21 protein-coding genes are annotated in these 24,296 nt (G+C 75.1%); 13 read left to right on the top strand and 8 right to left on the bottom strand.

Features of this window, described 5'->3' with window-relative positions; all coding sequences use genetic code 11:
• Positions 1-13: 13 nt before the first annotated feature.
• The gene (locus tag ACIRPP_RS08780; protein WP_403639228.1) at positions 14-199 is read right to left on the bottom strand and encodes a hypothetical protein; all 186 of its coding nucleotides are present in this window, start codon (positions 197-199) and stop codon (positions 14-16) included.
• A 137-nt stretch (positions 200-336) separates the two neighbouring features.
• Here ACIRPP_RS08780 and ACIRPP_RS08775 point away from each other — a divergent pair, with 137 nt between their 5' ends.
• From ACIRPP_RS08775 to ACIRPP_RS08725, 11 genes are all read left to right on the top strand, one after another.
• Positions 337-549 (top strand): hypothetical protein, encoded by a 213-nt coding sequence (locus tag ACIRPP_RS08775; RefSeq protein WP_203592357.1) that lies wholly within the window; start codon positions 337-339, stop codon positions 547-549.
• 497 nt (positions 550-1,046) lie between these two features.
• Positions 1,047-1,982 (top strand): alpha/beta hydrolase, encoded by a 936-nt coding sequence (locus ACIRPP_RS08770; RefSeq protein WP_403639226.1) that lies wholly within the window; start codon positions 1,047-1,049, stop codon positions 1,980-1,982.
• Positions 1,983-2,205: 223 nt separating this feature from the next.
• Complete coding sequence (locus ACIRPP_RS08765; protein ID WP_403639224.1) at positions 2,206-5,019, top strand: LuxR C-terminal-related transcriptional regulator; 2,814 nt, start codon at positions 2,206-2,208, stop codon at positions 5,017-5,019.
• 142 nt (positions 5,020-5,161) lie between these two features.
• A complete protein-coding gene (locus ACIRPP_RS08760) occupies positions 5,162-6,421 on the top strand; it encodes a PucR family transcriptional regulator (protein WP_403639222.1) in 1,260 nt (419 codons plus the stop codon).
• Between the two features lie 1,040 nt (positions 6,422-7,461).
• Entirely contained in the window at positions 7,462-8,262 is an 801-nt protein-coding gene (locus tag ACIRPP_RS08755) for an ABC transporter ATP-binding protein (protein ID WP_403639220.1), read from the top strand.
• Positions 8,259-9,125, top strand: coding sequence for an ABC transporter ATP-binding protein (locus ACIRPP_RS08750; protein ID WP_403639218.1), 867 nt, complete (start codon positions 8,259-8,261; stop codon positions 9,123-9,125). Before ACIRPP_RS08755 ends, ACIRPP_RS08750 begins: the two co-directional genes overlap by 4 nt.
• A complete protein-coding gene (locus tag ACIRPP_RS08745) occupies positions 9,122-10,018 on the top strand; it encodes a branched-chain amino acid ABC transporter permease (RefSeq protein WP_403639216.1) in 897 nt (298 codons plus the stop codon). Before ACIRPP_RS08750 ends, ACIRPP_RS08745 begins: the two co-directional genes overlap by 4 nt.
• Positions 10,011-11,159, top strand: a complete 1,149-nt coding sequence (locus tag ACIRPP_RS08740) for a branched-chain amino acid ABC transporter permease (RefSeq protein ID WP_403639214.1) — start codon at positions 10,011-10,013, stop codon at positions 11,157-11,159. The genes ACIRPP_RS08745 and ACIRPP_RS08740 overlap by 8 nt, the downstream gene beginning before the upstream one ends.
• A complete protein-coding gene (locus ACIRPP_RS08735) occupies positions 11,156-12,442 on the top strand; it encodes an ABC transporter substrate-binding protein (RefSeq protein ID WP_403639212.1) in 1,287 nt (428 codons plus the stop codon). The genes ACIRPP_RS08740 and ACIRPP_RS08735 overlap by 4 nt, the downstream gene beginning before the upstream one ends.
• Positions 12,443-12,657: 215 nt before the next feature.
• Positions 12,658-14,025, top strand: a complete 1,368-nt coding sequence (locus tag ACIRPP_RS08730; RefSeq protein ID WP_403639210.1) for a rhodanese-like domain-containing protein — start codon at positions 12,658-12,660, stop codon at positions 14,023-14,025.
• Between the two features lie 212 nt (positions 14,026-14,237).
• Entirely contained in the window at positions 14,238-14,984 is a 747-nt protein-coding gene (locus tag ACIRPP_RS08725) for a sulfite exporter TauE/SafE family protein (protein WP_403639208.1), read from the top strand.
• 28 nt (positions 14,985-15,012) lie between these two features.
• On the opposite strand, the gene ACIRPP_RS08720 is transcribed toward ACIRPP_RS08725, so the two are convergent.
• Complete coding sequence (locus ACIRPP_RS08720) at positions 15,013-15,300, bottom strand: metal-sensitive transcriptional regulator (protein ID WP_403639206.1); 288 nt, start codon at positions 15,298-15,300, stop codon at positions 15,013-15,015.
• 81 nt (positions 15,301-15,381) lie between these two features.
• Between ACIRPP_RS08720 and ACIRPP_RS08715 the strand changes: the two genes are divergently transcribed.
• Positions 15,382-15,969: a rhodanese-like domain-containing protein gene (locus ACIRPP_RS08715; protein WP_403639205.1), complete on the top strand. Its 588-nt coding sequence runs from the start codon at positions 15,382-15,384 to the stop codon at positions 15,967-15,969.
• Between the two features lie 41 nt (positions 15,970-16,010).
• Here the strand turns inward: ACIRPP_RS08715 and ACIRPP_RS08710 are convergent, their stop codons facing one another.
• The 5 genes from ACIRPP_RS08710 to ACIRPP_RS08690 all read right to left on the bottom strand — a co-directional run bounded on the left by ACIRPP_RS08710 (position 16,011) and on the right by ACIRPP_RS08690 (position 21,878).
• Entirely contained in the window at positions 16,011-16,493 is a 483-nt protein-coding gene (locus tag ACIRPP_RS08710) for an MSMEG_6728 family protein (RefSeq protein WP_403639203.1), read from the bottom strand.
• Between the two features lie 87 nt (positions 16,494-16,580).
• Positions 16,581-17,624 (bottom strand): L-glyceraldehyde 3-phosphate reductase, encoded by a 1,044-nt coding sequence (gene mgrA / locus ACIRPP_RS08705; RefSeq protein WP_192230847.1) that lies wholly within the window; start codon positions 17,622-17,624, stop codon positions 16,581-16,583.
• A gap of 351 nt (positions 17,625-17,975) precedes the next feature.
• Positions 17,976-19,298 carry a lipase family protein gene (locus ACIRPP_RS08700; protein ID WP_403639201.1) on the bottom strand — a complete coding sequence of 441 codons (1,323 nt, stop codon included), beginning with the start codon at positions 19,296-19,298 and terminating at the stop codon, positions 17,976-17,978.
• A gap of 187 nt (positions 19,299-19,485) precedes the next feature.
• Positions 19,486-20,685, bottom strand: coding sequence for a S1 family peptidase (locus tag ACIRPP_RS08695; protein ID WP_403639199.1), 1,200 nt, complete (start codon positions 20,683-20,685; stop codon positions 19,486-19,488).
• Between the two features lie 242 nt (positions 20,686-20,927).
• Positions 20,928-21,878, bottom strand: a complete 951-nt coding sequence (locus ACIRPP_RS08690; RefSeq protein ID WP_403639197.1) for a hypothetical protein — start codon at positions 21,876-21,878, stop codon at positions 20,928-20,930.
• A 293-nt stretch (positions 21,879-22,171) separates the two neighbouring features.
• Between ACIRPP_RS08690 and ACIRPP_RS08685 the strand changes: the two genes are divergently transcribed.
• A complete protein-coding gene (locus tag ACIRPP_RS08685) occupies positions 22,172-22,765 on the top strand; it encodes a DUF2269 family protein (RefSeq protein WP_403639195.1) in 594 nt (197 codons plus the stop codon).
• A gap of 148 nt (positions 22,766-22,913) precedes the next feature.
• Here the strand turns inward: ACIRPP_RS08685 and ACIRPP_RS08680 are convergent, their stop codons facing one another.
• Positions 22,914-24,149: an IS701 family transposase gene (locus tag ACIRPP_RS08680; protein ID WP_078618375.1), complete on the bottom strand. Its 1,236-nt coding sequence runs from the start codon at positions 24,147-24,149 to the stop codon at positions 22,914-22,916.
• Positions 24,150-24,296: the final 147 nt, after the last annotated feature.

The raw sequence follows: 24,296 nt of genomic DNA, 5'->3' as shown, positions 1-24,296 counted from the left end.
CGGGCCCCGGGCGTCAGCGGGACGCCTGCATCGCGGCCTGGAAGGACTCCATGCAGGAGAGGCAGTGCCGGTCGGTGGCATGCCGCCGACGGGACTCGTCCTGCTTCTCCACCCCGCACAGCGTGGCGTCCTTGCCGGGGGTCAGGACGTGCCACACCGGCTCCCCCGAAGTGTCCGCACCGCACCACATCTCGTGCATTCCCAGCTCCCTCCGGGTCGGCATGGATGCCGCTTCCATACGACCACCGCGGCGCCGGGACGGCGCGCCCGGGCAGCCAAGCGGGTGAGGGGCGGGCCCCGGATGCGGGCGGCGGGCGCCCGCCGGATCCTGGAAGGATGACGAAGGCACCGATCGTGGTCCACCCGCCGCTCGGGTCGGGCGGACGGCGCGTGACCGTGCGCGGTGAGATCGTCGGGCTCGCGTACTCCGACCGCGACGTCGTGGAGTTCCTGCGTCGCGCCGGGCTGCCGGAGGGGGAGCGCCTGCTGGACGACCCGGCCTGGGTGAAGTGGTCCGGGGGCCGCGCCCACACCTACGACGCCGCCTGACACGGACCGGCCGGCGCGGCCGGCCGGCGTGGCCGGCCGGCGTGGCGCGGCCACCGTCGGCGCCGACTCCGACGGTGACCGCGTCCTGCTCGTCTACCCCGCCTTTCCCGCCGCATGCAGCGGGCCTTCGCCCTGTCCGGCCGGCCGGTCCCGCCGTCGTTCTGCGGCGCCCCGCACCCCCGTCCGGGGCCGGTCCTGCGGCACGAGACCGGTCCCCGTCCGGGGCCTGCCCGGCGGGACTTGACGCACGAGACCGGTCCCCGTCCGGGGCCGGTCCGGCCGGGCTCGACGCACGAAGCGGTTCCCATCCGGGGCCGGTCCGGCCGGGCTCGACGCACGAGACCGGTGAGATTGCCGGTCCGCACCGCACCCTTCCTCTCCGACAGTGGCACCGCCAGCCCACAGGCGGACCCCCGGCCGGTGCACGGCCGCACCCTCGTCACCACCGTGCATCGCGCCGGCGGGGCGGACCGCCGCGACAGAGAGGACCCCTCGTCGTGCAGCAGCACCCCCACACCACCGGCATGAGCGACCCGGCCCCGGCACCGACGCGACGCCGTCGCACCGGCAGGCTCGCCGGACTGGCCGCGTCCGTCGCCGCCCTCGCCGCCCTCGGCGCCTTCGCCGGGCCGGGCGCCCACGCGGCGGACAACCCCTACGAGCGCGGACCCGCGCCGACCGAGTCGAGCATCGAGGCGCTGCGCGGCCCGTACTCCGTCTCGGACGTCTCCGTCTCCTCGCTCGTCGCCAGAGGCTTCGGCGGCGGCACCATCTACTACCCGACCAGCACGTCCGACGGCACCTTCGGCGCGATCGCCATCTCGCCCGGCTTCACCGCCTACGAGTCCTCCATCGCCTGGCTCGGCCCGCGCCTGGCGTCCCAGGGCTTCGTGGTGTTCACCATCGACACCAACACCACGCTCGACCAGCCCGACTCCCGCGGGGACCAACTCCTCGCCGCCCTGGACTACCTGACGGAGCGCAGCTCGGTGCGCGGGCGCGTCGACAGCAGCCGGCTCGGTGTGATGGGCCACTCGATGGGCGGCGGCGGCAGCCTCGAGGCCGCCAAGGACCGGCCCTCCCTCCAGGCGGCGATCCCGCTGACCCCCTGGAACCTCGACAAGACCTGGCCCGAGGTCCGGACCCCCACGCTGATCTTCGGCGCCGACGGCGACTCCGTCGCCCCGGTCCGCACCCACGCCGAGCCGCTGTACCAGGGGCTGCCGTCCTCGCTGGACCGCGCCTACATCGAGCTGAACAACGCCAGCCACTTCACGCCCAACACCTCGAACACCACGATCGCGAAGTACAGCATCTCGTGGCTGAAGCGCTTCATCGACAACGACACCCGCTACGAGCAGTTCCTGTGCCCGCTGCCCCGTCCGAGCCTGACCATCGAGGAGTCGCGGGGCAACTGCCCGCACACCTCCTGACCCCCGAGCCCGGCACTGTCCCACCCGGTGGCGGCCCGCGAACCGAGCGGGCCGCCACCGGCGTTGTGCGGGCGCACCGCCGGGGCCCGCCCGCCTTGGGCCGGTGCACACTCCACTTCCCGCGCGGAGCGGGCGAAGCCGCTGGCCACGGGGCGGATGAGCCTTCAACGACACCCGGACGCCCGTCTTCCGGCAGAACTTACGCGTGAGTAAGGTCCCGGGAATGACCGGACTGACGACCCCCCGATCCGCTTCCCACCGCTACCGCGCGGGCTCGCAGCGGCGGGCGATCGCCGACCTCCTGGACCGGCTGGGCACCGAAGGCGGGGTGCGGCTCGTGACCGGCGAACCCGGCTGCGGACGCTCGGCCCTCCTCGCCCACGCCGCCCGGTCCTTCCGCGCCGGACCGGTGTGGCACGTACGGGCCGACCCGGCGGGGTCCGCCCGGCCCCGCGGCGGCCTGCACACCCTGCTCCGGGCCGCCGGCCGCCCCGCGTCCCCGCCCGACGGCACGGCCGGCGAGGCCCTGCTCGCCGCCCTCCGCGAGGCGGCCGGCGGCGCCCCCCACCTGCTGTGCGTGGACGACGCGCACCTGTGGGACCCGGCCTCGCGCGCCGCCCTCGGGGAGGCCGCCGCACGCCTCCACGCGGCCCCGGGCGGGACCGGGATGCTCCTGACCGTGCCCGGCCACCTCCCCACCGTCCGCGAACTGGCCGGGCTCCCCGCCCTGCACCTCGCACCGCTCGCCCCGGCCGACGCGGCGGCCCTGCTGGACGACGCGACCGACGGCACCGTCGACCCGGCCGTGCGGGCCCGGCTCGTCACCGAGGCGGACGGCAACCCCGCCCTGCTGCTCGCCCTCGCTCACCGCCTGTCCCCGGCCCAGCTGCGGGGACACCGCGAGCTGCCCGGACCGGCGGCCGACGCGGACGTCCTCACCTCCGTCGTCGGCGGCCACCTGACCGGACTGACACCCGACCACACCGACCTGCTGCTGACCGTGGCGGCCGCCCTGCGGGCCACCGGCGAACCCGACGCCGAAGCCGACCTCGTACGCCGGGCCGTACACGACCTGCACCCGCGCCCGGCCCGCGACGAGGCCCGGACGGCGTCCCCGCTCCTCGCCGGCGCGGAAGGCCGGCTGCGCTTCCGCAGCCCGCTGCTCGGCCGCACCGTGTACGCCACCGCTCCGTCCGAGCGGCGCCGGGCCGCCCACCGCGCCCTGGCCCGGACGCTGCCCACCGGACTCCCCGCGCTGCTGCACCGCTCGTGGACCGTCACCGGACCCGCGCCCCGCCTCGCGACCGCGCTGGCGGACGCCGCGACCGACCCGGTTGCCGCACCGCCGCCCGGCCTGCGCCGCACCGCCCACACCCGCGCGGCCGAACTGACCCCGGACGACGCCGAGCGCGCCTGCCAGTACACGGCCGCCGCCGAACAGGCGCTGCTCGCCGGGGACTCGCCCGCCGCCCTGCGGCTGCTCGACGCGGCCCGGAGCCGCCCCGCCCCCACGCCCGTGCGCGGCCGGACCGAACTGCTGCGCGGCCGGGTGCTGCTCGCCGACGGTCCCGTGGACGACGCCCGGGAGTCCTTCCTGCTCGCCGCGGGCCTCCTGACCGGCGCGTCCCCGGAGGGCGGCGGCCCGGACGAAGCGGCGGTGGCGGCCGGGCTCGGCGCGGCGGACGCCGCCTGGGCGGCCGGCGACTCCGCGGCCTGCCTGCGCGCCCTCACCCACGACGGCCCGCCCCGCCCGGACGCGGCCGGCCCGGCCGGCGCCGGGATCCCGGCGCAGCGCTCCGCACCGACCCTGCTCCACGACCACCGCGACGGCATGCGGGCCGTGCTGCTGGCCCGCTTCGACCTCGCCGCCCGACCGCTGCGCCGGGTGGTCGAGCGGGGGCAGGACGCCGCCGACCCCGAGGAACTCATGCGGGCCGCGGCCGCGGCGCTGATGCTCGGCGAGGTCACCGCCGCCCGCCGGGCCGGCTCCCGGGCCCTGGCCGCGGCCCGCACGGCCGGCTACAGCGGCTGCGAAGCGCGCGCCCTGGAGTACCTGGCCTACGCCGATCTGCGCGCCGGCCGCCACCAGCTGGCCCGCACCCACGCGGAGGAGGGACTGCGTGCCGCGCGCCGGGCGGGACAGCGCAACACGGCCGCCCACCACCACGCGGTGCTGGCCCTCGCCGCGTCCATCGACGGGGACCCGGTGGCCGACCATGTCACGGCGGCGCTCACCATCGCCCGGCGGCACGGCCTGTCCCAGGCCGCCACGCTCGCCCAGTGGGCCGCGGCCCGCGCCGACCTGGGCGCGGGCCGCCCGAGGGAGGCCGCGGACCGGCTCGGCCCGCTGGTGCGTCCCGGGCCGCGCCGCGGCCACTTCGCGGTGTGGATGCTCGCCGTGCCCTGCTACGTGGAGGCCGCCGTCCTCGCCGGACACCCCGAGCACGCCCGGCCGGTGGTGGAGGACTTCGCCCTGTGGGCCGCGTGCGGCGCCGACCCCCAGGCCCCCGCCCAACTGCTGCGCTGCCGAGCGCTGCTGGCCCCGCCGGAGGCGGCCGACGAACTGTTCTCGCGCGCCCTGGACCGCCATGAGGAGACGGCCGGAGCGGGCGACTTCGAGCGGGCCCGCACCGAGCTGCTGCACGGCATGTGGCTGCGGCGCCGCCGCCGGCTGCGCGAGGCGCGGACCCGGCTGGGCGAGGCACTGCTGGGGTTCGAACGCTGCGGTGCGCGGGTGTGGGCACGGCAGACGGGCGCGGAACTGCGGGCCAACGGCGCGGCCCCCGCAGGCGCCGGGGCGGCGGACAACCGTCCGGCGGCAGCGGGGGAGCTGGCCCGGCTGACCCCGCAACAACTGCGCATCGCCCGGCTGGTCGCCGAGGGCGCGACCAACCGGGAAGCGGCGTTGAGCCTGTCGGTCAGCACCCGCACGGTCGACTACCACCTCCGGAACGTCTTCGCGACGCTCGGTGTCCGTTCCCGGGTGGAACTTGTCCGACTGGTCGAACAGGCGGAAAAGACCGGTGCACAGCTCTAGGGACCGACCGGACGGTATGCCATCCTTCGGGGCAGGACGAGTCAGGTGGCGGCCGCCCCATGGGCTCCGCGGCCGGCCGGGCGCCGGTACGAGGACCGCCGCACGGGCACCGCCGGGAAGCCGACCCTGGGGGAGATACGCGATGCACCACGCCGTACGGCCACGTACTCTGCCACGCCCCGGGCCCGTGCCCGCCCCGCGCCCGCGGCCCGCACGCGTACGGTCGGTGATCGACGCCGACGCGCTGCGGGTCCTGCATCGGGGCGCCCGCATCCTGCTGGACGACCTGCCCCACCTCACCGACCGGCTGGTCGCCGTGCTGCAGGAGCAGGAGCCCGCCTACCGGGCCTCGGTGGAGGCGGACGCCGTGGGCACCTGGCAGGAGGTGCACCGATCGCTGCGGCACAGCGTGTCCTCCCTGCTCGACCCCCGCGGCGCCCGCGACGCGGCGCGCCGCTGCACCTGGCGGATCGGCGCCGCCCGCGCCGAACAGGGGCTGCCGCTCGACGCGCTGCTGCACGCTTTCCGGCTGGGCGGCTCGCTGGTGTGGCAGGGCCTGGTCGACGAGACGTCCCGGACCGCCCCCGAGGACGTACGGCTGCTGGTGCACGTGGCGACGGACGTGTGGGAGTTCGTCGACGAGCACTGCACGCTCGTGGCCGACGCCTACCGGCAGACCGAACGGCAACTGGCCTGGCGACGGGAGAACAGGGTGCGCCTGCTGGCCGCGGCGCTGCTGGACGGCAGCAGCCGCATCGCCGACCTGCCCGAGGCGGCGGAGGTCCTGGGCCTGCCGGAGCAGGGCCGGTACGTGGTCGTCGCCGTGGCGGGCGGCCGGCCCGTCGGTTGTCCGGGTGCACAGTCGCTGCTGCCCCCGGCTGTGCGCGTGCACTGGCACCCCGGGCAGGACGTCGACTACGGCATCGTCCTGGCCGACGACGACCCGGAACCGGTGGCGGCCGACACCCAGCGGCCCGGACTGCGCATCGGCGTCAGCAGCGCCGTCGAGGGACTGGCCGCCGTCGGCGGGGCGCGCGAACTCGCCGACACCGCGCTGAGCCTCTGCCCGGAGACCGGCGGCACGGTCCGGCTGACGGACCACCTGCCCGCGGCACTGGTGGCGTCCTCGCCCGAACTGGGGGCCGCGCTCGCCGACCGGCTGCTCGGTCCGCTCGCCGGACTCGAACCGGCCGACGCGGACGTCCTCCTGGAGACCCTCGCCACCTGGCTGGCCTGCGACGGCTCGGCCCAGCGCGCGAGCCGCCTGCTCTACTGCCACCGCAACACCGTCCTCAACCGCCTGCGCCGCTACGAGCAGCTGACGGGACGCTCCCTCTCCCGCCCCTCCGACCTGGTCGAGGTCACCCTCGCCCTGACCGCCCACCGCCTGCTGCCCCGCTGACGGCGGGGGAACGGGGCGGGGCGGGACGACCGGGGGCGCGGCATGCCCGCCGGCCGGACGAGGGAGCCGGGGCGACGCCGGTGCGCCGGGCGGGAGCACCGGGTGCCGGGGCCGCCGCCCGGCACCCGGGGGCGGGGCGTGGTCACCGGGGGAGTGCGCCCCGCGCGCTCTCCGCCGCAGGAGCCCCACTGGGGGCGCACCCCTGACCGCAGCAGCCTGGGCGGGGCCGCGGCTCGGACCCCCGCGCTCGCGGTCGTGCCCGAACGCGACGCCACCGGCCAACGCGCGCCGGGCGGACGCGAGGGCGAGGACACCCGGCGACGGTCGCCGAGCCCGGTCCTGAGACCGCCGCCGCCCGTGCCGATCCGTTCGCACCGTCGAGGGCACTCCGGTGCCCGGTCTCGTGTCGCCGCTGTACGCGGCGGAAGGGGTTCCGCCCCCGAACCGGTGGCGGCCGACGGCAGCCAGCCCGGCTCCCGCCCCGCCCGGAGGGCATGGGCACCGGCACACCCGACCCCGACGTGCGCGCGGCCCGGCGCGGCGGTTGAGGGTCTTCGCCCGGCGCGCGGGGCTCCGTGTCCGTGTCCGGGTCGCCGTTGATCCGGCCGCGTCCGGCGCCGGTCGGGACCCGTGTCCGCCGCCGCTGCGGCCGGCGGCAGCCGCACCGCCCCTCGCCGCTCCGCCCGGGGAGCACGTGCCTACACGACCTCGACGTGCGCGGCCCCGCACGGCCCGGTAGGTCGCGAGGGTCTCCGCCCGGCGGCGCGGGGTCCCCTGCCCGTGTGCGCGTCGCCGCTGATCCGGACGCGTCCGGCGCCGGTCGGGGCCCGTGTCCGCCGCCGCTGCGGCCGGCGGCAGCCGCACCACCCCCGCTGTCCGCCCGGAGGGCATGGGCACCGGCACAACCCCCGAGCGGCCCCGTTGGGACACCGCAGCGAGCGCGGGCTGAAGGCTGTACCGCCCGCCCGCGCCCGTGCTGTCGTGAGCACCCCTTCCCACGAAAGCCGTTGCCGTCCCCGGTACGGCCCCGAGGAGCCGTGATGCCCGAAGCACCACCGGACGACCGGCCCGCGCTGCACGTCGAGAGCGTCGACGTGACGTACGGGCGCGCCCTGTCCGCCCTCCGTTCCGTGTCCCTGACGGTGCCGCACGGGGCCGTGGTGGCCCTGCTCGGCGCCAACGGCGCGGGCAAGACGACCCTGCTGCGTGCCGTGTCCGGCACGCTGCGCCTGCACCGGGGCGCCGTCACCGGCGGCCGCATCCGCTACGGCGAGACGGTGCTGGACGGCAAGGACCCCGTCGCGGCGGTACGGGCCGGAGTCGTCCAAGTCCCGGAGGGACGCCGGGTGTTCGCCGGTCTCTCGGTGGACGAGAACCTCAAGAGCGGCGGGCTGGGACTGACCCGCCGCGACCGGGCGCGGACCCAGGAGGCACGCGACCGGGTGTTCGCGCTGTTCCCGCGGCTCGCCGAACGCACCCACCAGGCGGCCGGGTTGCTGTCCGGCGGTGAGCAGCAGATGCTGGCCATCGGCCGCGCCCTGATGGCCGCCCCGCGGCTGCTCCTGCTGGACGAGCCCTCACTCGGCCTCGCCCCGCAGATGGTCGACCGGATCGCCGAGGTGATCCGCGAGATCAACGCGCAGGGCACCGCCGTCCTGCTGGTCGAGCAGAACGCCGGCATGGCGCTCTCGCTCGCCGACCACGCGCACGTTCTGGAGGTCGGCGAGACCCGCCTGTCGGGCCCCGCCGCCGAACTCGCCCGCACCGACGCCGTACGCCGCCTGTACCTGGGCGAGACGGCCGAGACGGCCGAGACCGCCGGGGACCGGGGGGCCGCGTGAAGGACCGCACCACCGCCCCGCCGCCCGTGCTCGACGTCCGGGAGGTGACCGTGCGCTTCGCCGGGCTGACCGCTCTCGACGAGGTGTCCTTCACCGTCGTCCCCGGCTCGGTGCACGCGCTCATCGGCCCCAACGGGGCCGGCAAGTCGACCTGCTTCAACGTGCTGTCCGGCCTGTGCCGCCCGGCGGCCGGCACGGTGACGCTCGGCGGCACCGAGCTGACCCGGCTGGCCCCGCACCGCATCGCCGGGCTCGGTGTGGCCCGCACCTTCCAGAACATCGTCACCACCCACGGCACCGTCGCCGACAACCTGATGCTGGGCCGCCACGCCCTGTCCCGCGCCGGCTTCGCCGCGACCGCCCTGCGTCTGCCGGGCGCCGTGCGCGAGCAGCGCGAGCATCTCGAACGCGCCCGGGAGATCGCCGAACTCACCGGTCTGGGAGCGCACTTCGACAGCCCGGTGGCGCTGCTGTCGTACGGCGACCGCAAGCGGGTGGAACTCGCCCGCGCCCTGTGTCTGGAGCCCAGAGTGCTGCTGCTCGACGAACCCGTGGCCGGCATGAACGCCACCGAACGCGCCCGCACCGCCGAGGTGGTGGCCGAACTGCGGGCCCAACTCGGCCTGTCCATCGTCCTGGTGGAGCACGACATGGGCCTGGTGATGCGCCTGGCCGACGACGTCACCGTGCTCGACTTCGGCCGGGCCATCGCCCACGGCACCCCGGACGAGGTGCGCCGGGACCCCGAGGTGCTGCGCGCCTACCTCGGCACCGAGGCGGCCCCCGACGACCCGACGGCGAAGCGGGCGGCGCACGCGGCGACGGACACGGCGGCGGACGCCGCAGGGGAGGACGTGGCATGACCGGGTTCCTGGACAACCTCCTCGGCGGAGTGGCGCTCGGCGCCGTGTACGCGCTGGTCGCGCTCGGCTTCGTCGTCATCTTCAAGGCCTCGGGCGTCCTCAACTTCGCCCACGGCTCCATGCTGCTGTTCGGCGGCTACCTGATCGCCGTCCTGCACGACGACCTCGGCTTCGCCGGAGCGCTGGCCCTGGCGGTCCTCGCCACGGCCGCCCTCGCGGGCCTCGTCGACCGGTTCCTGCTGCAACGCGGCGGCCAGGACGGCCACGCCGCGCATGTGCAGACCATCGTCACCATCGGCATCGACATCGTGCTGCTCACCGACCTGGCCCGCCGCATCGGCGGTGACCTGCTGACGCTGGGCGACCCGTGGGGCTCCTCGGTGACCGAACTCGGACCGGTGACCGTCGCCGACAGCCGGCTCGCCGCCATCGTGGTGTCGACCGTGGTCATCGGCGCGGTGTTCGCCCTGTTCCGCTTCACCCCCTGGGGCCTGTCGCTCCGGGCGGCGGCGGAGGACCTGGAGGCGGCGGCCCTGATGGGCGTGCGGCTCGGCCGGATCCGGGCGGGAGCCTGGTGCCTGGCGGGCGCGCTGGCCGCCCTGGCGGCGGTGTTCCTCGCCGCGTTCCCGGCGCCCGGACTGGAACGCACCACCGGGCAGATCGCGCTGAACGCGTTCCCGGCCGCGATCCTCGGCGGGCTCGCCTCCCCGGCGGGCGCGCTCGCGGGCAGCCTCCTCATCGGCCTGACCGAGGCGATGGTGGTCGGCTACCAGTCCGACCTGCACATGCTCGGCGACGGCTTCGGCGACGTCGCCCCCTACGCCGTGATGCTGCTGGTGCTTCTGGTGCGGCCCACCGGGCTGTTCGGCGCGAAGGGGGTGGCCCGTGTCTGACCGTCTGCACGCCGCCCTCACCCGCCGCCGGGCCTGGATCCTGGTGCTCGCCCTCGCCCTGTGCCTGCCGCCGTTCTACCTGGACGCCTTCTGGCTGCGCATCGGCCTGTTCTCCATGGCCGCGGCCATCGGCGCGATCGGCCTGGCGCTGCTGTCCGGGACCGCCGGCCAGCTCTCCCTGGGCCACGCCTTCTTCCTCGCCGTCGGGGCGTACGGCTACGCCTACTTCGCGGGCGACCCCGGGGCGGGCCTGCCCCCGGTCGTCGCCGCCGTCCTCGCGGTGCTGCTGGCCGGCGCGGCGGGCGGGCTGTTCAGCCCCGTCGCCGCGAGAGTGAAGGGCATCTACCTCGGCATCGCCACCCTCGCCCTGGTCTTCCTCGGCCACCACGTCCTGCTGACCGCGGACTCCGTCACCGGCGGCTTCAACGGGCGTTCCGTGCCGCCGCTGACCGTCGGCGGCTTCTCCTTCGCGGAGAGTGATCCCGAACTCGTCGTGCTCGGCGTGCCGTTCGGCGCGGAGGAGCGGCTGTGGTTCCTGGGTCTGGCGCTGTTCGCGCTGACCTGGTTCACCGCCCGCGGTCTGCTGCGCGGCCGCCCCGGCCGTGCCCTCGCCGCGCTGCGCGACAGCGAGACCGCGGCCTCGGTGATGGGGGTCGACGTGGCCCGGCACCGGTCGGCGGCGTTCGTGGTGTCGTCCATGTACGCCGGGCTCGCGGGGGTGCTGCTCGCGCTCGCCTTCCGCCGGGTCGTCCCCGACTACTTCTCGCTCATCCTGTCCGTCGACTACCTCGCCATGATCGTCATCGGGGGGCTCGGCTCCGTCGCGGGAGCCACCGCGGGCGCCGTGTTCGTCACCGCGCTGCCCCTGCTGATGACCCGGTACGCCGACCAGCTCCCCCTGGTCGCCGCCCCCGGGTCGGCCGAGGGCGCCGTGGGGCCCACCGAGGCCGCCCGCTACCTGTACGGCGCCGCGATCGTCCTCGTCCTGCTGTACGCGCCCGACGGCCTCCACGGCCTGGCCCGCCGGGCCCGGGAACGCCTCCGGCGCCGCCGGGCCGGCCGCGGCAGGGCCGTCCCGGATCCCGTCCCTTCGCCCCCGCAGTCCGCCGAAGCCGCACGACCCAAGGAGCACACCCCGTGAACACCACGCACCGCACCCGCCGCAACCGGCGCCGTACCACCGGGACCGTCCTCGCCGGCACCCTCGCCCTGCTGCTCGCGGCCACCGGGTGCAGCTCCAAGGCGGACGGCGGCAAGGGGGGCGGCGACTCGGCCGACGGTGTGCGCACCGGCCCCGGCATCAGTGACGACACCATCAGACTGGGCGCTCTCACCGACCTGACCGGCCCGTACGCCACCCTCGGCAAGAGCATCGTGCAGGCCCAGCAGATGTGGGCGGACGAGGTCAACGCCGAGGGCGGCATCTGCGAGCGCAAGATCGAGATCGTCGTCAAGGACCACGGCTACGACGTGCAGAAGGCGGTCACCGCCTACGCCGACATCGCCCCCGACGTCGTCGCCCTGCCCCAGGTCATCGGTTCCCCGGTGGTCTCGGCCCTGCTGGACGACATCCAGCGCGACAAGATGCTCACCTTCCCGCAGGCATGGGCCGCGTCCCTGCTCGGCAAGGACGCCATCCAGGTGCTCGGCACCACCTACGACGTCGACATGATCGCCGCGGTCGACTTCCTCACCCGCACGAAGGGGCTGAAGAAGGGCGACACCATCGGCCACGTCTACTTCGAGGGCGACTACGGCGCCAACGCCCTGGAGGGGTCCACCTGGGCGGCCGGGAAGGCCGGGCTGAAGGTCGCCGGACAGAAGATCCAGGCCACCGACACCGACCTGTCGGCGCAGGTGTCGGCGCTGCGCAAGGAGGGCGTGAAGGCGGTCCTGATCAGCGCGGGCCCCGCCCAGACCGCCTCCCTCGTCGGGGTGGCCGCCTCGCGCGGGCTGAAGGTGCCGGTGGTCAGCAGCGCCCCCGGCTTCGCGCCGCAGCTGATGAAGACGCCCGCCGCGCCGGCCCTCGCCGCCATGCTGCACATCGTGAGCGCGGCGCCCGCCGTGAGCGCCGAACTGCCGGGCGTGCAGAAGATGGTGGCGTCGTACCAGAAGAAGTACCCGGACTCCCCGGTGGACTCCGGCGTGCTCTCCGGCTACAACGCGGCCCAGCTGATGGGCAACAACCTCAAGGAGGCCTGCGAGGGTGGCGGTCTCAGCCGTGAGGACGTCGTCAAGGCGCACCGGGCGCAGACGAACGCCGACACCGGCCTGGGCACCGCGCAGAACTTCTCCGACGTGGCCCGCCCGGCGAGCGTGGAGACCTACGTCCTCAAGCCCGACGCGAAGGCCGTCGGTTCGGTGGTGAACGCGGAGGACGCGCACACGGCGCCCGGCGTGGAGGACTACCTGGCGTCGAAGTAGGCGCCCCGACCGACCGACCGAGCGTCCGACCACCGGACGCCGCAGCACCCGGATGCCCCGGAGGCCCGTCACACGGGCCGCCGGGGCATCCGTGCGTTGCTACGGGGGACCCGGGCGGCGGGCCGGAAGGACTCGCTGGGATACCCCCCGGGGTACGTGCTACCGTCGGAGCCGAATACCCCCGGGGGTAATTTCCCCACTGGAAGGAGCAGGACGTGTTCTTCGTCGACACGATCGAGGTGACGGGGCTCGGCAACCGCGGATATCTGGCCGGCGGCACGCACACGGCCGTGGTGGTGGACCCGCCGCGCGACATCGACCGGGTCGTCGCCGCGGCGGCCCGGCGCGGCGTGCGCATCGGCCTCGTCGTCGAGACCCACGTCCACAACGACTACGTCACGGGCGGCCTCCACCTCGCCCGCCTCACCGGCGCCGACTACCTGGTGCCCGCCGACGCCCGCGTCTCCTTCGCCCGCACGCCCGTGCGCGACGGCGACGAGGTCACCGTCGACGAGGCCGCCGGGCTGATGCTGCGCGCGGTGGCGACACCCGGCCACACCCCGCACCACACCGCCTACGTGCTGCGGGAGGGGGAGACCGACGTCGCCGTGTTCACCGGCGGGTCCCTGCTGATCGGCACCGTCGGCCGCCCCGACCTGGTCGAGCCCCGCCTGACGGAGCGGCTCGCCCGTGCCCAGCACGCCTCGGTCCGGCGACTGGCCGCCGGACTCCCCGACGACACGACCGTGCTGCCGACCCACGGCTTCGGCAGCTTCTGCTCCTCCTCCCAGGCCGAGGGGGACTCGACCACGATCGGCAAGGAGCGGGCGTCCAACGACGCGCTCACCCGGGACGTGGACACCTTCGTCGCGGACCTGCTGGCCGGGCTGGACGACGTCCCCGCCTACTACGCGCACATGGCGCCGGTCAACGCCGAGGGTCCCGCGCCGGTCGACCTGACCCCGCCCGCCGCGGCCGACGCCGACGAGATCGCCCGGCGGCTGGCCGCGGGGGAGTGGGTGGTCGACCTGCGCAACCGGGTCGCGTTCGCCGAGGGGCATGTCTCCGGGGCCCTGAACTTCGAGGCCGACGGCAAGATCGCCACCTACCTGGCCTGGCTGGTCCCCTGGGGCAAGCCGGTCACCCTGCTCGCCGAGTCGCCCGCCCAGCTCGCCGCCGCTCAGCGGGAACTGGCCCGGGTCGGCATCGACCGCCCGGCCGCGGCGGCCACCGGCGGCCCGGCGCGGTGGCTGCGCGCCGGCGAGACGCCCGCCTCCTTCGCGCGCGCCTCCTTCGCCGACCTCGCCGAACGGCTCCCGCACGAACAGGTCGTCGTCCTCGACGTCCGCCGCGACGCCGAACGCGCGGCCGGGTACGTCCGGGGGTCGGTCCACATCCCGCTGCACACCCTGCGCGGACGGCTCGCCGAGATCCCCGACGGCCGGGTCTGGGTGCACTGCGCGGGCGGCATGCGCGCCGCGATCGCGGCGTCCCTGCTGGACGCGGCCGGACGGGACGTCGTCGCCGTCGACGACGGCTTCGACGGCGCGGAACGCGCCGGCCTCACGACCACGCACGCCTGACGGGGGAGCACCACCGGTATGACCACCCTCCGCAGGCACGCCCGTGCCTTGGCCCTCCCGGCCGCGGACGCGGCGCACGGGCTCCGGGCCGGATACCCGGCCCCCCGGGGCGGCGCACGCACCCCTCGGGCCGGGCGGCACGTGACGGCTCCGGGACTGTCCTTGGCGGGTCCGCCGCGTCCCCTGGGCCGGGACGGGAGCGGCGCGGTCGCGTGAGTACGCTTCTTCTCGCCCTGGCCGCGGGCGCCCTCGTCGGGATCACGCTGGGCGCGCTCGGGGGCGGTGGCAGCATCCTGGCCGTCCCCGCCCTGATCTACGGGCTCGGCTTCACCCCGGTCGCCGCCACCACCGCGAGCCTCGTCATCGTCGTCCTCACCTCCGCGGCGGCCCTGCCCGCCCACGCCCGCGACGGCCACGTCCGCTGGCGTACGGGCCTGCTGTTCGCCGCGGCGGGGGCCGGCCCGGCGCTGCTCGGCGGCGCGTTCGCCGCGCGCCTGCCGCCCGCCCTGCTCACCGGGGCGTTCGCCCTGGTGGCGGGTGCCGCCGCGGTCCGCATGCTGCGCCGGCGGCCCGCGGCGGACGACGACACCCCGGTACGGCCGGGCCGGGCCGCCGCCGCGGGCGCCGGGATCGGCGCGGTCACCGGGGTGCTCGGGGTCGGCGGCGGCTTCCTCGCCGTCCCCGCGCTGACCGGCGTGCTCGGCCTGCGCATGCGCGTGGCCGTGGGCACCGGCCTGGTCGTCCTCACCGTCAACGGCCTCGCCGCGCTCGGTCTGCGGGCCGGCACCGTCGACACGCTGGACTGGGCGGTCGTCGGCCCCTTCGTCGCGGCGGCGGTCCTCGGTGCCTGGGACGGCAAGCGGCTGGCGGCCCGGCTCTCCGGGACCGTGCTGCGGCGCGTGTTCGCCGTACTGCTGCTGGCGGTCGCCGCGCTGATGCTGACCGACGCGGTGGTGTGATGCCCCGCGGACGACCACACCGCCCGGATCAGGCCAGGGACAGGAAGAGCTTCTCCAGGCGGGCCCGCATCTCCTGCGCGTCCTCCCCGTTGCGGCGGCCCGACTCGATGTCGGCCACGCACTGCTGGAGGCCCGTGGCGATGATCGCGAAGCCCGCCCGGTCCAGCGCCCGCGACGCGGCGGCCAGCTGCATGACGACCTCCTCGCAGTCGCGCCCCTCCTCGATCATCCGGATGACCCCGGAGATCTGGCCCTGGGCCCGGCGCAGCCGGTTCAGCACGGCCTTCAGACTCGCACCTTCGAGTTCCAGCTCCACAACCACTCCTTCACACATACCCCTCGGGGTATGGTACGTCCCGCTTCGGGACACCGTCGACCAGTGAGGACCAGCTCTGCCATGACCGCCCCCGTGACCCCCGTCGCCCTCGGCACCGACCAGGCCCGCACCCGGCTGCACGAGTTCACCGTCATCGACGTCCGCACGCCCGGCGAGTACGCCTCCGGCCACCTGCCCGGCGCGCTGAACATCCCCCTGGACCACCTCCGGCGCGCCCTGCCCGCGCTGCGGGAGGCGGCCGGCCGCGGTGACCTCCTGGTCGTCTGCGCGTCCGGCAGGCGATCCGCGGACGCCGCCGCCCGGCTCGCCGGGGACGGCATCCCCGCCGCCACCCTCACCGGCGGCACCGCCGCCTGGTCCGAGGAGGGGCACGCGCTGGACCGGCCGGCCGCCTGCGCCACCCGCGCCGCGTGGGCCATGGAACGCCAGGTCCGCCTCGCCGCGGGCACCCTGGTCCTGCTCGGGCTGGTCCTGGACCTGCTGGTGCACCCCGCCTTCCGGTTCCTGTCCGCCGCGATCGCCGCCGGACTGGTCTTCTCGGCGGTCACCAACACCTGCGGCATGGCCGCCGTCCTGGCCAGGCTGCCCCACAACCGCCCCCGCCCGGCCGACCTGGACGCCACCCTGACCGCCCTGCGCGAGCGCTGACCCGGGGGCGGGGGTGCGGTGGCCCCGGGCCGCCGCACCCGTCAGCCGGTGACGGCCTCGGGGTCGCGGTCGGACGCCGGCCACAGGTACGGGAGGTCGTCCGGTTCCCCGGGGAAGACGTCCGCGTAGACGTCGGGGTCCTTGCGCACCAGGGCCGAGCGGTGGCTGCGGTGCAGCCCCGGATCCCCCAGCCAGGGCGGCAGCTCCCCGGCCTCGGCCAGCTCCGGCTGCTCCCGCACCGGCTCGCCCGGACGGACGGCGGCGAGCTCCGCCACCAGCTTGGCGGCGCAGCTGTCCTGGTGCCCCCGGTCCCGCCACACCCGGCAGATCTCCAGGCCGTACCGCACCAGGGCCTCCTCGTACCCGGTCCACATGCGGACCGCCGGGTGGCGGCGCCAGCCGTAGCCGGGGACGGTCAGGCCGCGCAGCACCTGGAGCGCCTCGACCCGCTGCTTGCCCAGCCGGCGCCGGTCAAGCACCAGCGCCGACGCGTCGAAGTCCGGGTACGGCAGGAAGGTCTGCATGAGGCCGCCCGAGGGGTGGGGTCGCCGCCGGCGGAAGCGCGCGGCGCACGCACCCGCGTTCCCCGCCCGCGGCCGGGCACACCCGGATCAGCCGAGGTTGCCGAGCCGGGCCTCGCGCCACAGGTCGACGCCGCCGTCGGTGGCGTACGTGTCGATCTCGGCCAGCTCCTCGTCGCTGAAGCCGGGGTTCTCCAGCGCGGCCACGTTCTGCTCCAGCTGCTCGGTGCGGGAGGCGCCGATGACGAGCGAGGTGACCCGCGGGTCCCGCAGGGCCCAGGCCAGGGCCATCTGGGCGAGGGTCTGGCCGCGGCGGGCCGCGATGTCGTTCAGGGCGCGCAGCCGGCGCAGCATGTCGTCGGTGAGCCACCCGGCGTCGAAGGAGGTGCCCGCCGCCGCGCGCGAGTCCTCCGGCACGCCGTCGAGGTAACGCCCGGTCAGCATGCCCTGGGCGAGCGCGGTGAAGCCGATGACGCCGAAGCCCTCCTCCTGCGCCACGTCCAGCAGGCCGTCCGTCTCGATCCACCGGTTGAGCATGTTGTACGACGGCTGGTGGATCAGCAGCGGCGTCCCCAGGTCGCGGAGGATGGCGGCCGCCTGCCGGGTGCGCTCGGCGTCGTAGGAGGAGATGCCGACGTACAGCGCCTTGCCCTGGCGGACCGCGGTGTCGAGCGCGCCCATGGTCTCCTCGAGGGGAGTCGTGGCGTCCAGCCGGTGCGAGTAGAAGATGTCCACGTACTCCAGCCCCATCCGCTTCAGGGACTGGTCCAGGGAGGCCAGGAGGTACTTGCGGGAACCGCCGCCCTGCCCGTAGGGGCCGGGCCACATGTCCCAGCCGGCCTTGGTGGAGATCACCAGCTCGTCCCGGTAGGGGGCCAGGTCCTGCTTCATCAGCCGGCCGAAGTTGATCTCCGCGGCACCGTAGGGCGGGCCGTAGTTGTTCGCCAGGTCGTGATGGGTGATGCCGAGGTCGAAGGCGCGCAGGGAGATCGCGCGCTGCGTCTCGAAGGGCCGGTCGTCGCCGAAGTTGTGCCAGTAGCCCAGGGACAGCAGCGGAAGGTCGAGTCCGGAGCGGCCGGTGCGCCGGTAGCGCATGGTGCCGTCGTAGCGCTCGGGGCTGATGACATGGTTCATCGGGTGCTCTCCGGGGTGAGGCGAGGTGCGGTTGTCCCAGGTGGATCGTGGAGATCCCCGTCAACCCTGCCCCCGCCCGACCGCGAAGTCCAACCGGTCCTTCCCATGGGATTGAGCGACTCCGCTTCTGAATCGGCCGGCGGGTCACGGGGCCGATGTGACGACGCGCGCCGTCCCCGCTAAGCTCTACGCAGGTCGTGGCGCCGAACTGCCGGAGCCAGGACGTGCGTTGGTGGTCCAAGGAAAGACGCCCCGCTTCCTGCGGGGAGATGCAGGTGCAAGGCCTGCCCAGCGCTCCGAACCGAGCCCCGCATCCGGATCCCGGATGCGGGGCTCGTCGCGTGCGCCCGCTCAGCGCTGGAAGGGCATGGTCCGGCAGTTCGACTGCACCGGGCGTCCTTCGAGCCGGTCCGTCAGCCAGGACACCGCGTCGCTCTGGTCGGTGAGCAGCGGCACCAGGTGGTTGGTGAGCAGTTTGTCCCCGAGGTTGGGCAGGGCGACGGCCTTGTAGATCACGTCGGCGCCCTTGCGGCACCAGTCCACGGCCAGTTGGCGGGCCTGGGCGTGCGGCACGATGTCGTCCTGCACACCGGTGACGACGCGGACCGGCCCGGTCGGCTTCAGCGTGCCGATGCGCTGCTTGTCGAGGACGGCCCGGGCGCGGGGCTCGTCGGCGATGACCCGGGCGATGGAGGCGCCGCTGCGGGTCCACTTGGTGCTCTTGGTGAATCCGTGCCGCAGGATCGCGTCCCCGACGCAGGTGGTGGCGATGTCGTCGAGGGCAGCCCGCCCCTTGGTGTTGATGTGCTCGTCGACCACCTGCTTCAGGTCGGGCTCGGCCTGGGCGAAGCCGTTGATGGACCAGCCCAGCGCGGCCGCCAGCGCACTGCCGTCGATGCCCTTCATGACGGACGTGAGGTCGGCCGGAGGAGCGCCGCTGTAGGTGCCCACGAGGGGGAGTTCGGGGGCGTACGTGCCGTGCAGCTCGGCCGCGGAGGCGCTGGCCCCGCCGCCCTGGCTGTAGCCGTACAGGCCCACGCGCGAGGCGGCGGTGACGGACGCCCCCGGGACCGATCGCGCGGCGCGGGCCGCGTCCAGCATGGCGTGCCCCTGGTCGAGCCGGTTCACGTAGGTGTGCAGCCGGTCCGTCGTCCCCAGGCCCGCGTAGTCCGTCACGACGACGGCGGCGCCGGTGGCGAGGAGTCGGTAGACGGCGAGATTGTCGTACCCGACCGACACCGTCTCCCCGGTCAGGGTCAGGGGCCGCTCCAGAGCCAGCGACGGTGCGCACTGGTCGCCCTGGCCCATGGTTCCCGAGCCGACGACGACCAGCGGGCGTGGTCCGCCGCCCTTCCAGCGGGCCGAGGGCTCGATGTACGCGCCGGTCACCGCGACCCGTTGCCCGCTGGAGTCGGTGGAGGTGTACATCAGCCGGGTCGCCGTGCCGGGCAGGCGGCGGCCGTCCAGTCCGGGCAGGCTCAGCCCGAGCCGCAGCGGTTCGTGCCGGATCAGCGCACCGTCGGCCGCGGGCAGGTCGGCCGGAGGCGTGTAGAAGGCGGGGATGGTCACGCCGCGGGACACCACGGGCTCGCTCGCGGCGGCGGGCGGTGCGGTCACACAGGCACAGGCGGTCGTCGCGACGACGGTGGTCAGCACCCTGCTGAGACGGCTCACGGCTCACTCCTCGCTCTGCTGCAGAAGGTGAACCGGAAACTAACACTGCTTACTTACCGACGGTAACACTTGATTGAGTCACGGACCGGTAACACTTACTCCTGAGTAACTCCCGCGTGTCTCCCGGGGTGTGCGGAACGGGCCCCGCCGGTCCGCCCGGCGGGGCCCGTTCGTCGTCGGTGTCCGGTCAGGCCGTGTGCAGGGTCAGCCCGTAACGGTTGAGGATCTCGTTGACCGGCTGGAACCAGGTCTCGCCGCCGCCCGAGCAGTTGCCCCAGCCGCCGGAGGTCACGCCCTGTGCCTGGTCACCGCTGATGAACGACCCGCCCGAGTCGCCGGGTTCGGCGCAGACGCTCGTCTTCGTCATCTGATGCACCGCCCCTTGGCTGTAGTTGACGGTCTCGTTCTTGGCCAGCACCCGCCCGCAGTGCCAGCGGGTCGTCGAGCCGGAACGGCAGACGGAGGCCCCGACGGGCGCCTCGGCGGAGCCGCGCACCAGCTGGTCCGGCACCGTGCCCCAGCCGAGTACGACCGGTACGGTCCACCAGCCGCTGCCCACGCTCACCCACGCGTAGTCGTTGCCGGGGAACGAGGAGCCCTGGAAGGTGCCGATGTGCGAGCCGTCCCAGCCCCGCACCGCCGCGCCCGCGCCCCCGCAGTGCCCGGCGGTGACGAAGCCCCCGTGCACCGAGAAGCCGATGGAGCAGCGGACGTTGCCCGTGTAGTACGGGTCACCGCCCACCGTGCCGGCGGCGAAGGTCTCCGCCGCCGCGCGGACGGTCCGCACGGTGACCGGGCCGGCCTCGCGGGCCTTCGCCACGAAGCTCCGGACATCGTTGTCGGACTTCCGCGTGCTCACGACGTTCACGACCACCGTGTTGGCGGCCGGGTCGACCGACCAGCTGCTGACGCCCGCCGGTGCGTCCAGCCGGTCGATGCGGGACTTGGCGGCGTCCAGCGCCCGCGCGCTGTGCTCGACGGTGCGGACGGCGGCGCCCGTGGACCGGACCGCCTCGATCGTCGAGGCGCCGGCCTCCGCGGTGACGGCGACGGTCAGTTTCCGGCTCCGGCCGTCGAACCAGGCGCCGCCGTAGGCGGATCCGGCCGCCTCGCGGGCCTCCGGCACGGCGTCGGCGGCCCGGCGCTCTGCCGTCAGCCGCGCCTCGGCCTGGGCGCGCGTCAGCCCGAAGTCGCGCTGCATGGCGTCCAGGAGCCCCGCCGAGGCGGATGTCGAGCCGGTGGGGGAGGAGGTGGTGGGGGAGGAGGTGGTGGCCGCGGCGGCGGTGCCGGTGTCGCTCGCCGCGGCGGGCAGGGTGCCGGCCGCGGTCCAGCTGCCGATCATGAGGAGGGCGGCCACGCCGACATGCGTGAGTCCGGTGCGTCTCATGGAAGGTGCCCTTCGTCGTTCCAGCAAGGTGGGGGTGGAACAACCGCCAACTGAGAGCGCTCTCACGTGGAGTCGTGGCCGAGCATAGCCATGGCGGGGTGACAGGTCTATGCCAACGACAGAGGAAAGGGGCGGCTGATGGGTGTGGGCGCCCTCAACAGGGTGCGGCAGCAGGTGACTTCTTCACCCGGTGGTGGATATCGACGGGCCGGAGGGGAGGGGTGCTGCGCGCGGAGCGCCGGTCAACGCTTGCGCGGAGACAGCCGCTTCGCCTCGCGCGCGGTCTCCTTCACCGCCCGCTCGGCCCGGGTCAGCGCGTCCGCGGCCGACCGGTCCCGGTCCTCCGCCTCCTGCCGGAGCCTTTCCGCCTGCTCCTTCTCCTCGCGGGCCGACCGGAGTCGCTCCTCGGCCCGGTCCCGCTCCTGCTCCGCCTGCGCCATCTCTTCCTCGGCCGCCCGTTGCTGCTCGCGTGCCGTCCGCAGCGCCGCCTCCGCCTCCGCCCGCTCGTCCCGGCGCTCGGTGAGCCGCTGCTCGGCTACCTCGGCCTCGGCCCGCGCCCGCTCCAGTCGCTCCTGCCGTTCCTTGCGCCGCCCGGCGAGGTCGTCCCGCTGCCGTGTGCGGTCGGGAGCCCGGCGGGCGGGCGGCCCGGCCGCCTTCGGCCGTCCCGCGCCGGCCGGGGGAGCACCGGAGGGGAACTCCGACGGGGGCGTCAGCGCCCGCTCCAGCCGGCCCGTCGCCCACGCGTCGGCGGCCTCCGGGTCGGCGAGGACCGCGTCCAGGGTCGTCTCGACGTCCCGCTGGACGGCGTCCGACAGCGGGTGCCCGGCCTCCCGGGCGAGCCCGGCGGCCTGCCGGGACAGCTGCCCGACGAGGCGGCGCCGCTGCGCGGACAGTTCCTTCATGCCGCCGGCGTCCAGACCGGTGTACGCCTCACGCAGCGCCCGCCCGAGCTCCAAAAACCGCTCCGACTCCTCGGGCCGCGACCGCCGCAGCAGGTTCGCGGCCCACGCGGCGAGCGGCGGCCGCCGCGCCGCCCGCAGCCGCTTGGCGTCCTCGGCCCGTCCGGCCGTCCTCGCCGCGGCGGCCAGCTCCTCGCGCCGGGGCACGAACTCGGGCGGCGGCAGCACATAGAGCTCGTCCAGCATCTCCTCCACGTCGGCCGCCGCGCCGCTCCGCCTTCCTGTGCGCGCCATGGCACCCAGACTCCACCGAAGGCGACGTGCCCGCACATCGGCCGACCGCCCCGCCCCGCACCGTAGCCACGCCGGACCGCCGTGCCGCCTGCCGGGTACGCCCGGGTGCGTGCGCCGGTGCGCGTCGTGTAGGGCCGTCTCGCGCACGCGCCCCGCCCACCCCGCGCCCCCGCCCTCACGCGCTGTCGCCCCCGGAACGACCCCGCCACCCCGCACGTACGCCGGGCTCGGTACGCGCGATTACTCCCCTCGTGGGACGCCCCGCGCCGCCCGCGCCCGGCACCGTGGGACGCGTGAACCTCAGCCGACCCGCACGCCGGGCCTTCCTCGTCGTCCATGTCGTGGCCGCCGCCTGCTGGCTCGGGCTCTCGCTCGGACTGCTCGCCCTCGGTCTCGCCGCCGCCACCGGCGGATCCGCGGCGACCGTGGAGGCGGCGGTGCGTGCCATGAAACTCTTCGCGGACCTGCTCCTGCTGCCGATCGCGCTGCTGACCCTCACCAGCGGCCTGGTGCTGTCCCTGGGCACCGCCTGGGGGCTGGCCCGGCACCGGTGGGTCGTCACCAAGTTCTGGCTGACCCTGGCCACCACGGCCGCGACGGCCTTCGCGCTGCGGCCGGGGGTCAACGAGGCGGTGGCGGCCGTGGCCGCCGGAGGGCCGCTGCCCGACGCGGGCGATGTCCTGTTCGGGCCGGTCGTCTCCCTGTCCGCCTACGTGTTCATGACCACGATCTCGGTCCTGAAGCCCTGGGGCCGGACCCGGCGCGGTCGCCGGCTGGGCCCCGCGGCGGGCCGCCCCCGCCGCGGGGCGGCGGCCCCGGCCGCCCGGCCGGAGCCCGCCACCGCCGTGCCCGCGGGGCGGGAGCGCACGCCCGCGGGCCCGGCGTGATCCGCACAAGAGGCCCTAGTAGTGCTTCGTTAGGTTCTGGGCTGTCTGCGGCGGCTTCGCGGGTTGGCTAGAGGTCGTCCGCAGGTGGTGCAGGTACCGGTCCAGCACCTCAGCAGGTCCTGAAGAACGTCGAGGACCTGGTAGAAAGTCAGGCCGGTGTGTGGACTTTTGGGTCGAGCCGCCTGAGGGTGAGGAATGCCTGGGCGGCGGTGACGAGGGTGACGTGGTGGTGCCAGCCGCGCCAGGTGCGGCCCTCGAAGTGGTCCAGTCCCAGGCCGTGCTTGAGCTCGCGGTAGTCGTGCTCGATCCGCCAGCGCATCTTGGCCCACCGCACCAGGTCAGCGGCCGGTGTGGTGGCGGGCAGGTTCGATATCCAGTAGTCCGTCGGAGCGTCCTGGCCGTCCGGCCACTCGACCAGGAGTGTCTGGACGGGCAGGACGCCGTCCCACCGGTTGCGGCCGCCACCCGCCTCCTGCGCTGCGGCCAGGGACTGCTTGCCCGCGGGCCGGACCGTCAGGACCGCGAAGCGTGAGGTCATCGTGCCTTTGCTGCCCTGCCTCCAGGTCACCTCGGTGAACCGGTCGGCACCGGCCTCCGCTGCGAGGGCGCAGACGGTTCGCGGTGGGGTGCGGTAGCGGGGAAGGGTGGGCGGTCCGAGTCCGCCGTAAGCAGGCTGGTACGGCTCAACATCCTCCGGGTGGGCGACTTCCTTCCCGGTCAGGGCCAGGACATAGGACAGCCCTCGCTCCTCGAGGCCGAGTCGGAAGGGGGTGCTGACGCCGTAGCCGGCGTCGGCGACCACGACCGGTGCCTTCAACTGCCACTGGGCGAGTGTGTCCAGCAGGCCGAGCGCGAGACGCCACTTCTCCTGGTGCACCACGTCGTCGGGGACACCTGCCCTGCGGCATCGCTCCGGTTCGTCCGTCCACTCACGCGGCAGATACAACTGCCACTCCAACGGGCACGAGGCCGTGTCGGTGGCGGCATGGACACTGACCGCGACCTGGCAGTTCGCCCGTTTGCCGACCGCTCCGCAGTACTGGCGGGCCACCCCGACCGACGCCTTGCCGCACTTGGGGAACGACACATCGTCGATCACCCACACCTCGGGCCTGACAACTCCGGACAGCCGCTCGGCGATCCGCTGCCTGACCGGCAGCGGATCCCATGGCGACTGGTTCACGAACTGCTGCAGGGCCTGCATGTTCCCGTCCGGCAGACGCTCGGCCATCGGCTGGATCGACTTGCGCCGGCCGTCGAGCATCAGGCCCCGCAGATAACACTCGCCCCACCGCCGCTGATCCCGCCGCGGAAACGACCCGAACATATCGGCAACGAACTCCGATAACTCGCCCCGGAGCCGTTCCACTTCCCCCAACCTCATTCCGGGAAGCTGCCCGCGATCAGCCGAGATCACTCAACGTAACGAAGCACTACTAGTGACCTGAGTCGGAGATTCGTCGGCAGTAGGCGGCGACTTTGTCGAGGATCTCGTCGGCGGTCTTGGTCCAGATGAAGGGTCTGGGGTGCT

The organism is Streptomyces sp. NPDC101219, from assembly GCF_044767675.1.
Taxonomy (GTDB): Bacteria; Actinomycetota; Actinomycetes; order Streptomycetales; family Streptomycetaceae; genus Streptomyces.
The sequence above is the reverse complement of the archived record's forward strand: the minus strand, read 5'-3'. Positions and strand labels throughout refer to the sequence as shown.

Excerpts from the sequence above, each read along its gene's own strand:
- ACIRPP_RS08780 (WP_403639228.1), bottom strand. The coding sequence starts at position 199 with ATGCACGAGATGTGGTGCGGTGCGGACACTTCGGGGGAGCCGGTGTGG.
- ACIRPP_RS08775 (WP_203592357.1), top strand. The coding sequence starts at position 337 with ATGACGAAGGCACCGATCGTGGTCCACCCGCCGCTCGGGTCGGGCGGA.
- ACIRPP_RS08765 (WP_403639224.1), top strand. The coding sequence starts at position 2,206 with ATGACCGGACTGACGACCCCCCGATCCGCTTCCCACCGCTACCGCGCG.
- ACIRPP_RS08760 (WP_403639222.1), top strand. The coding sequence starts at position 5,162 with ATGCACCACGCCGTACGGCCACGTACTCTGCCACGCCCCGGGCCCGTG.
- ACIRPP_RS08755 (WP_403639220.1), top strand. The coding sequence starts at position 7,462 with ATGCCCGAAGCACCACCGGACGACCGGCCCGCGCTGCACGTCGAGAGC.
- ACIRPP_RS08745 (WP_403639216.1), top strand. The coding sequence starts at position 9,122 with ATGACCGGGTTCCTGGACAACCTCCTCGGCGGAGTGGCGCTCGGCGCC.
- ACIRPP_RS08715 (WP_403639205.1), top strand. The coding sequence starts at position 15,382 with ATGACCGCCCCCGTGACCCCCGTCGCCCTCGGCACCGACCAGGCCCGC.
- ACIRPP_RS08710 (WP_403639203.1), bottom strand. The coding sequence starts at position 16,493 with ATGCAGACCTTCCTGCCGTACCCGGACTTCGACGCGTCGGCGCTGGTG.
- mgrA (WP_192230847.1), bottom strand. The coding sequence starts at position 17,624 with ATGAACCATGTCATCAGCCCCGAGCGCTACGACGGCACCATGCGCTAC.
- ACIRPP_RS08695 (WP_403639199.1), bottom strand. The coding sequence starts at position 20,685 with ATGAGACGCACCGGACTCACGCATGTCGGCGTGGCCGCCCTCCTCATG.
- ACIRPP_RS08690 (WP_403639197.1), bottom strand. The coding sequence starts at position 21,878 with ATGGCGCGCACAGGAAGGCGGAGCGGCGCGGCGGCCGACGTGGAGGAG.
- ACIRPP_RS08680 (WP_078618375.1), bottom strand. The coding sequence starts at position 24,149 with ATGAGGTTGGGGGAAGTGGAACGGCTCCGGGGCGAGTTATCGGAGTTC.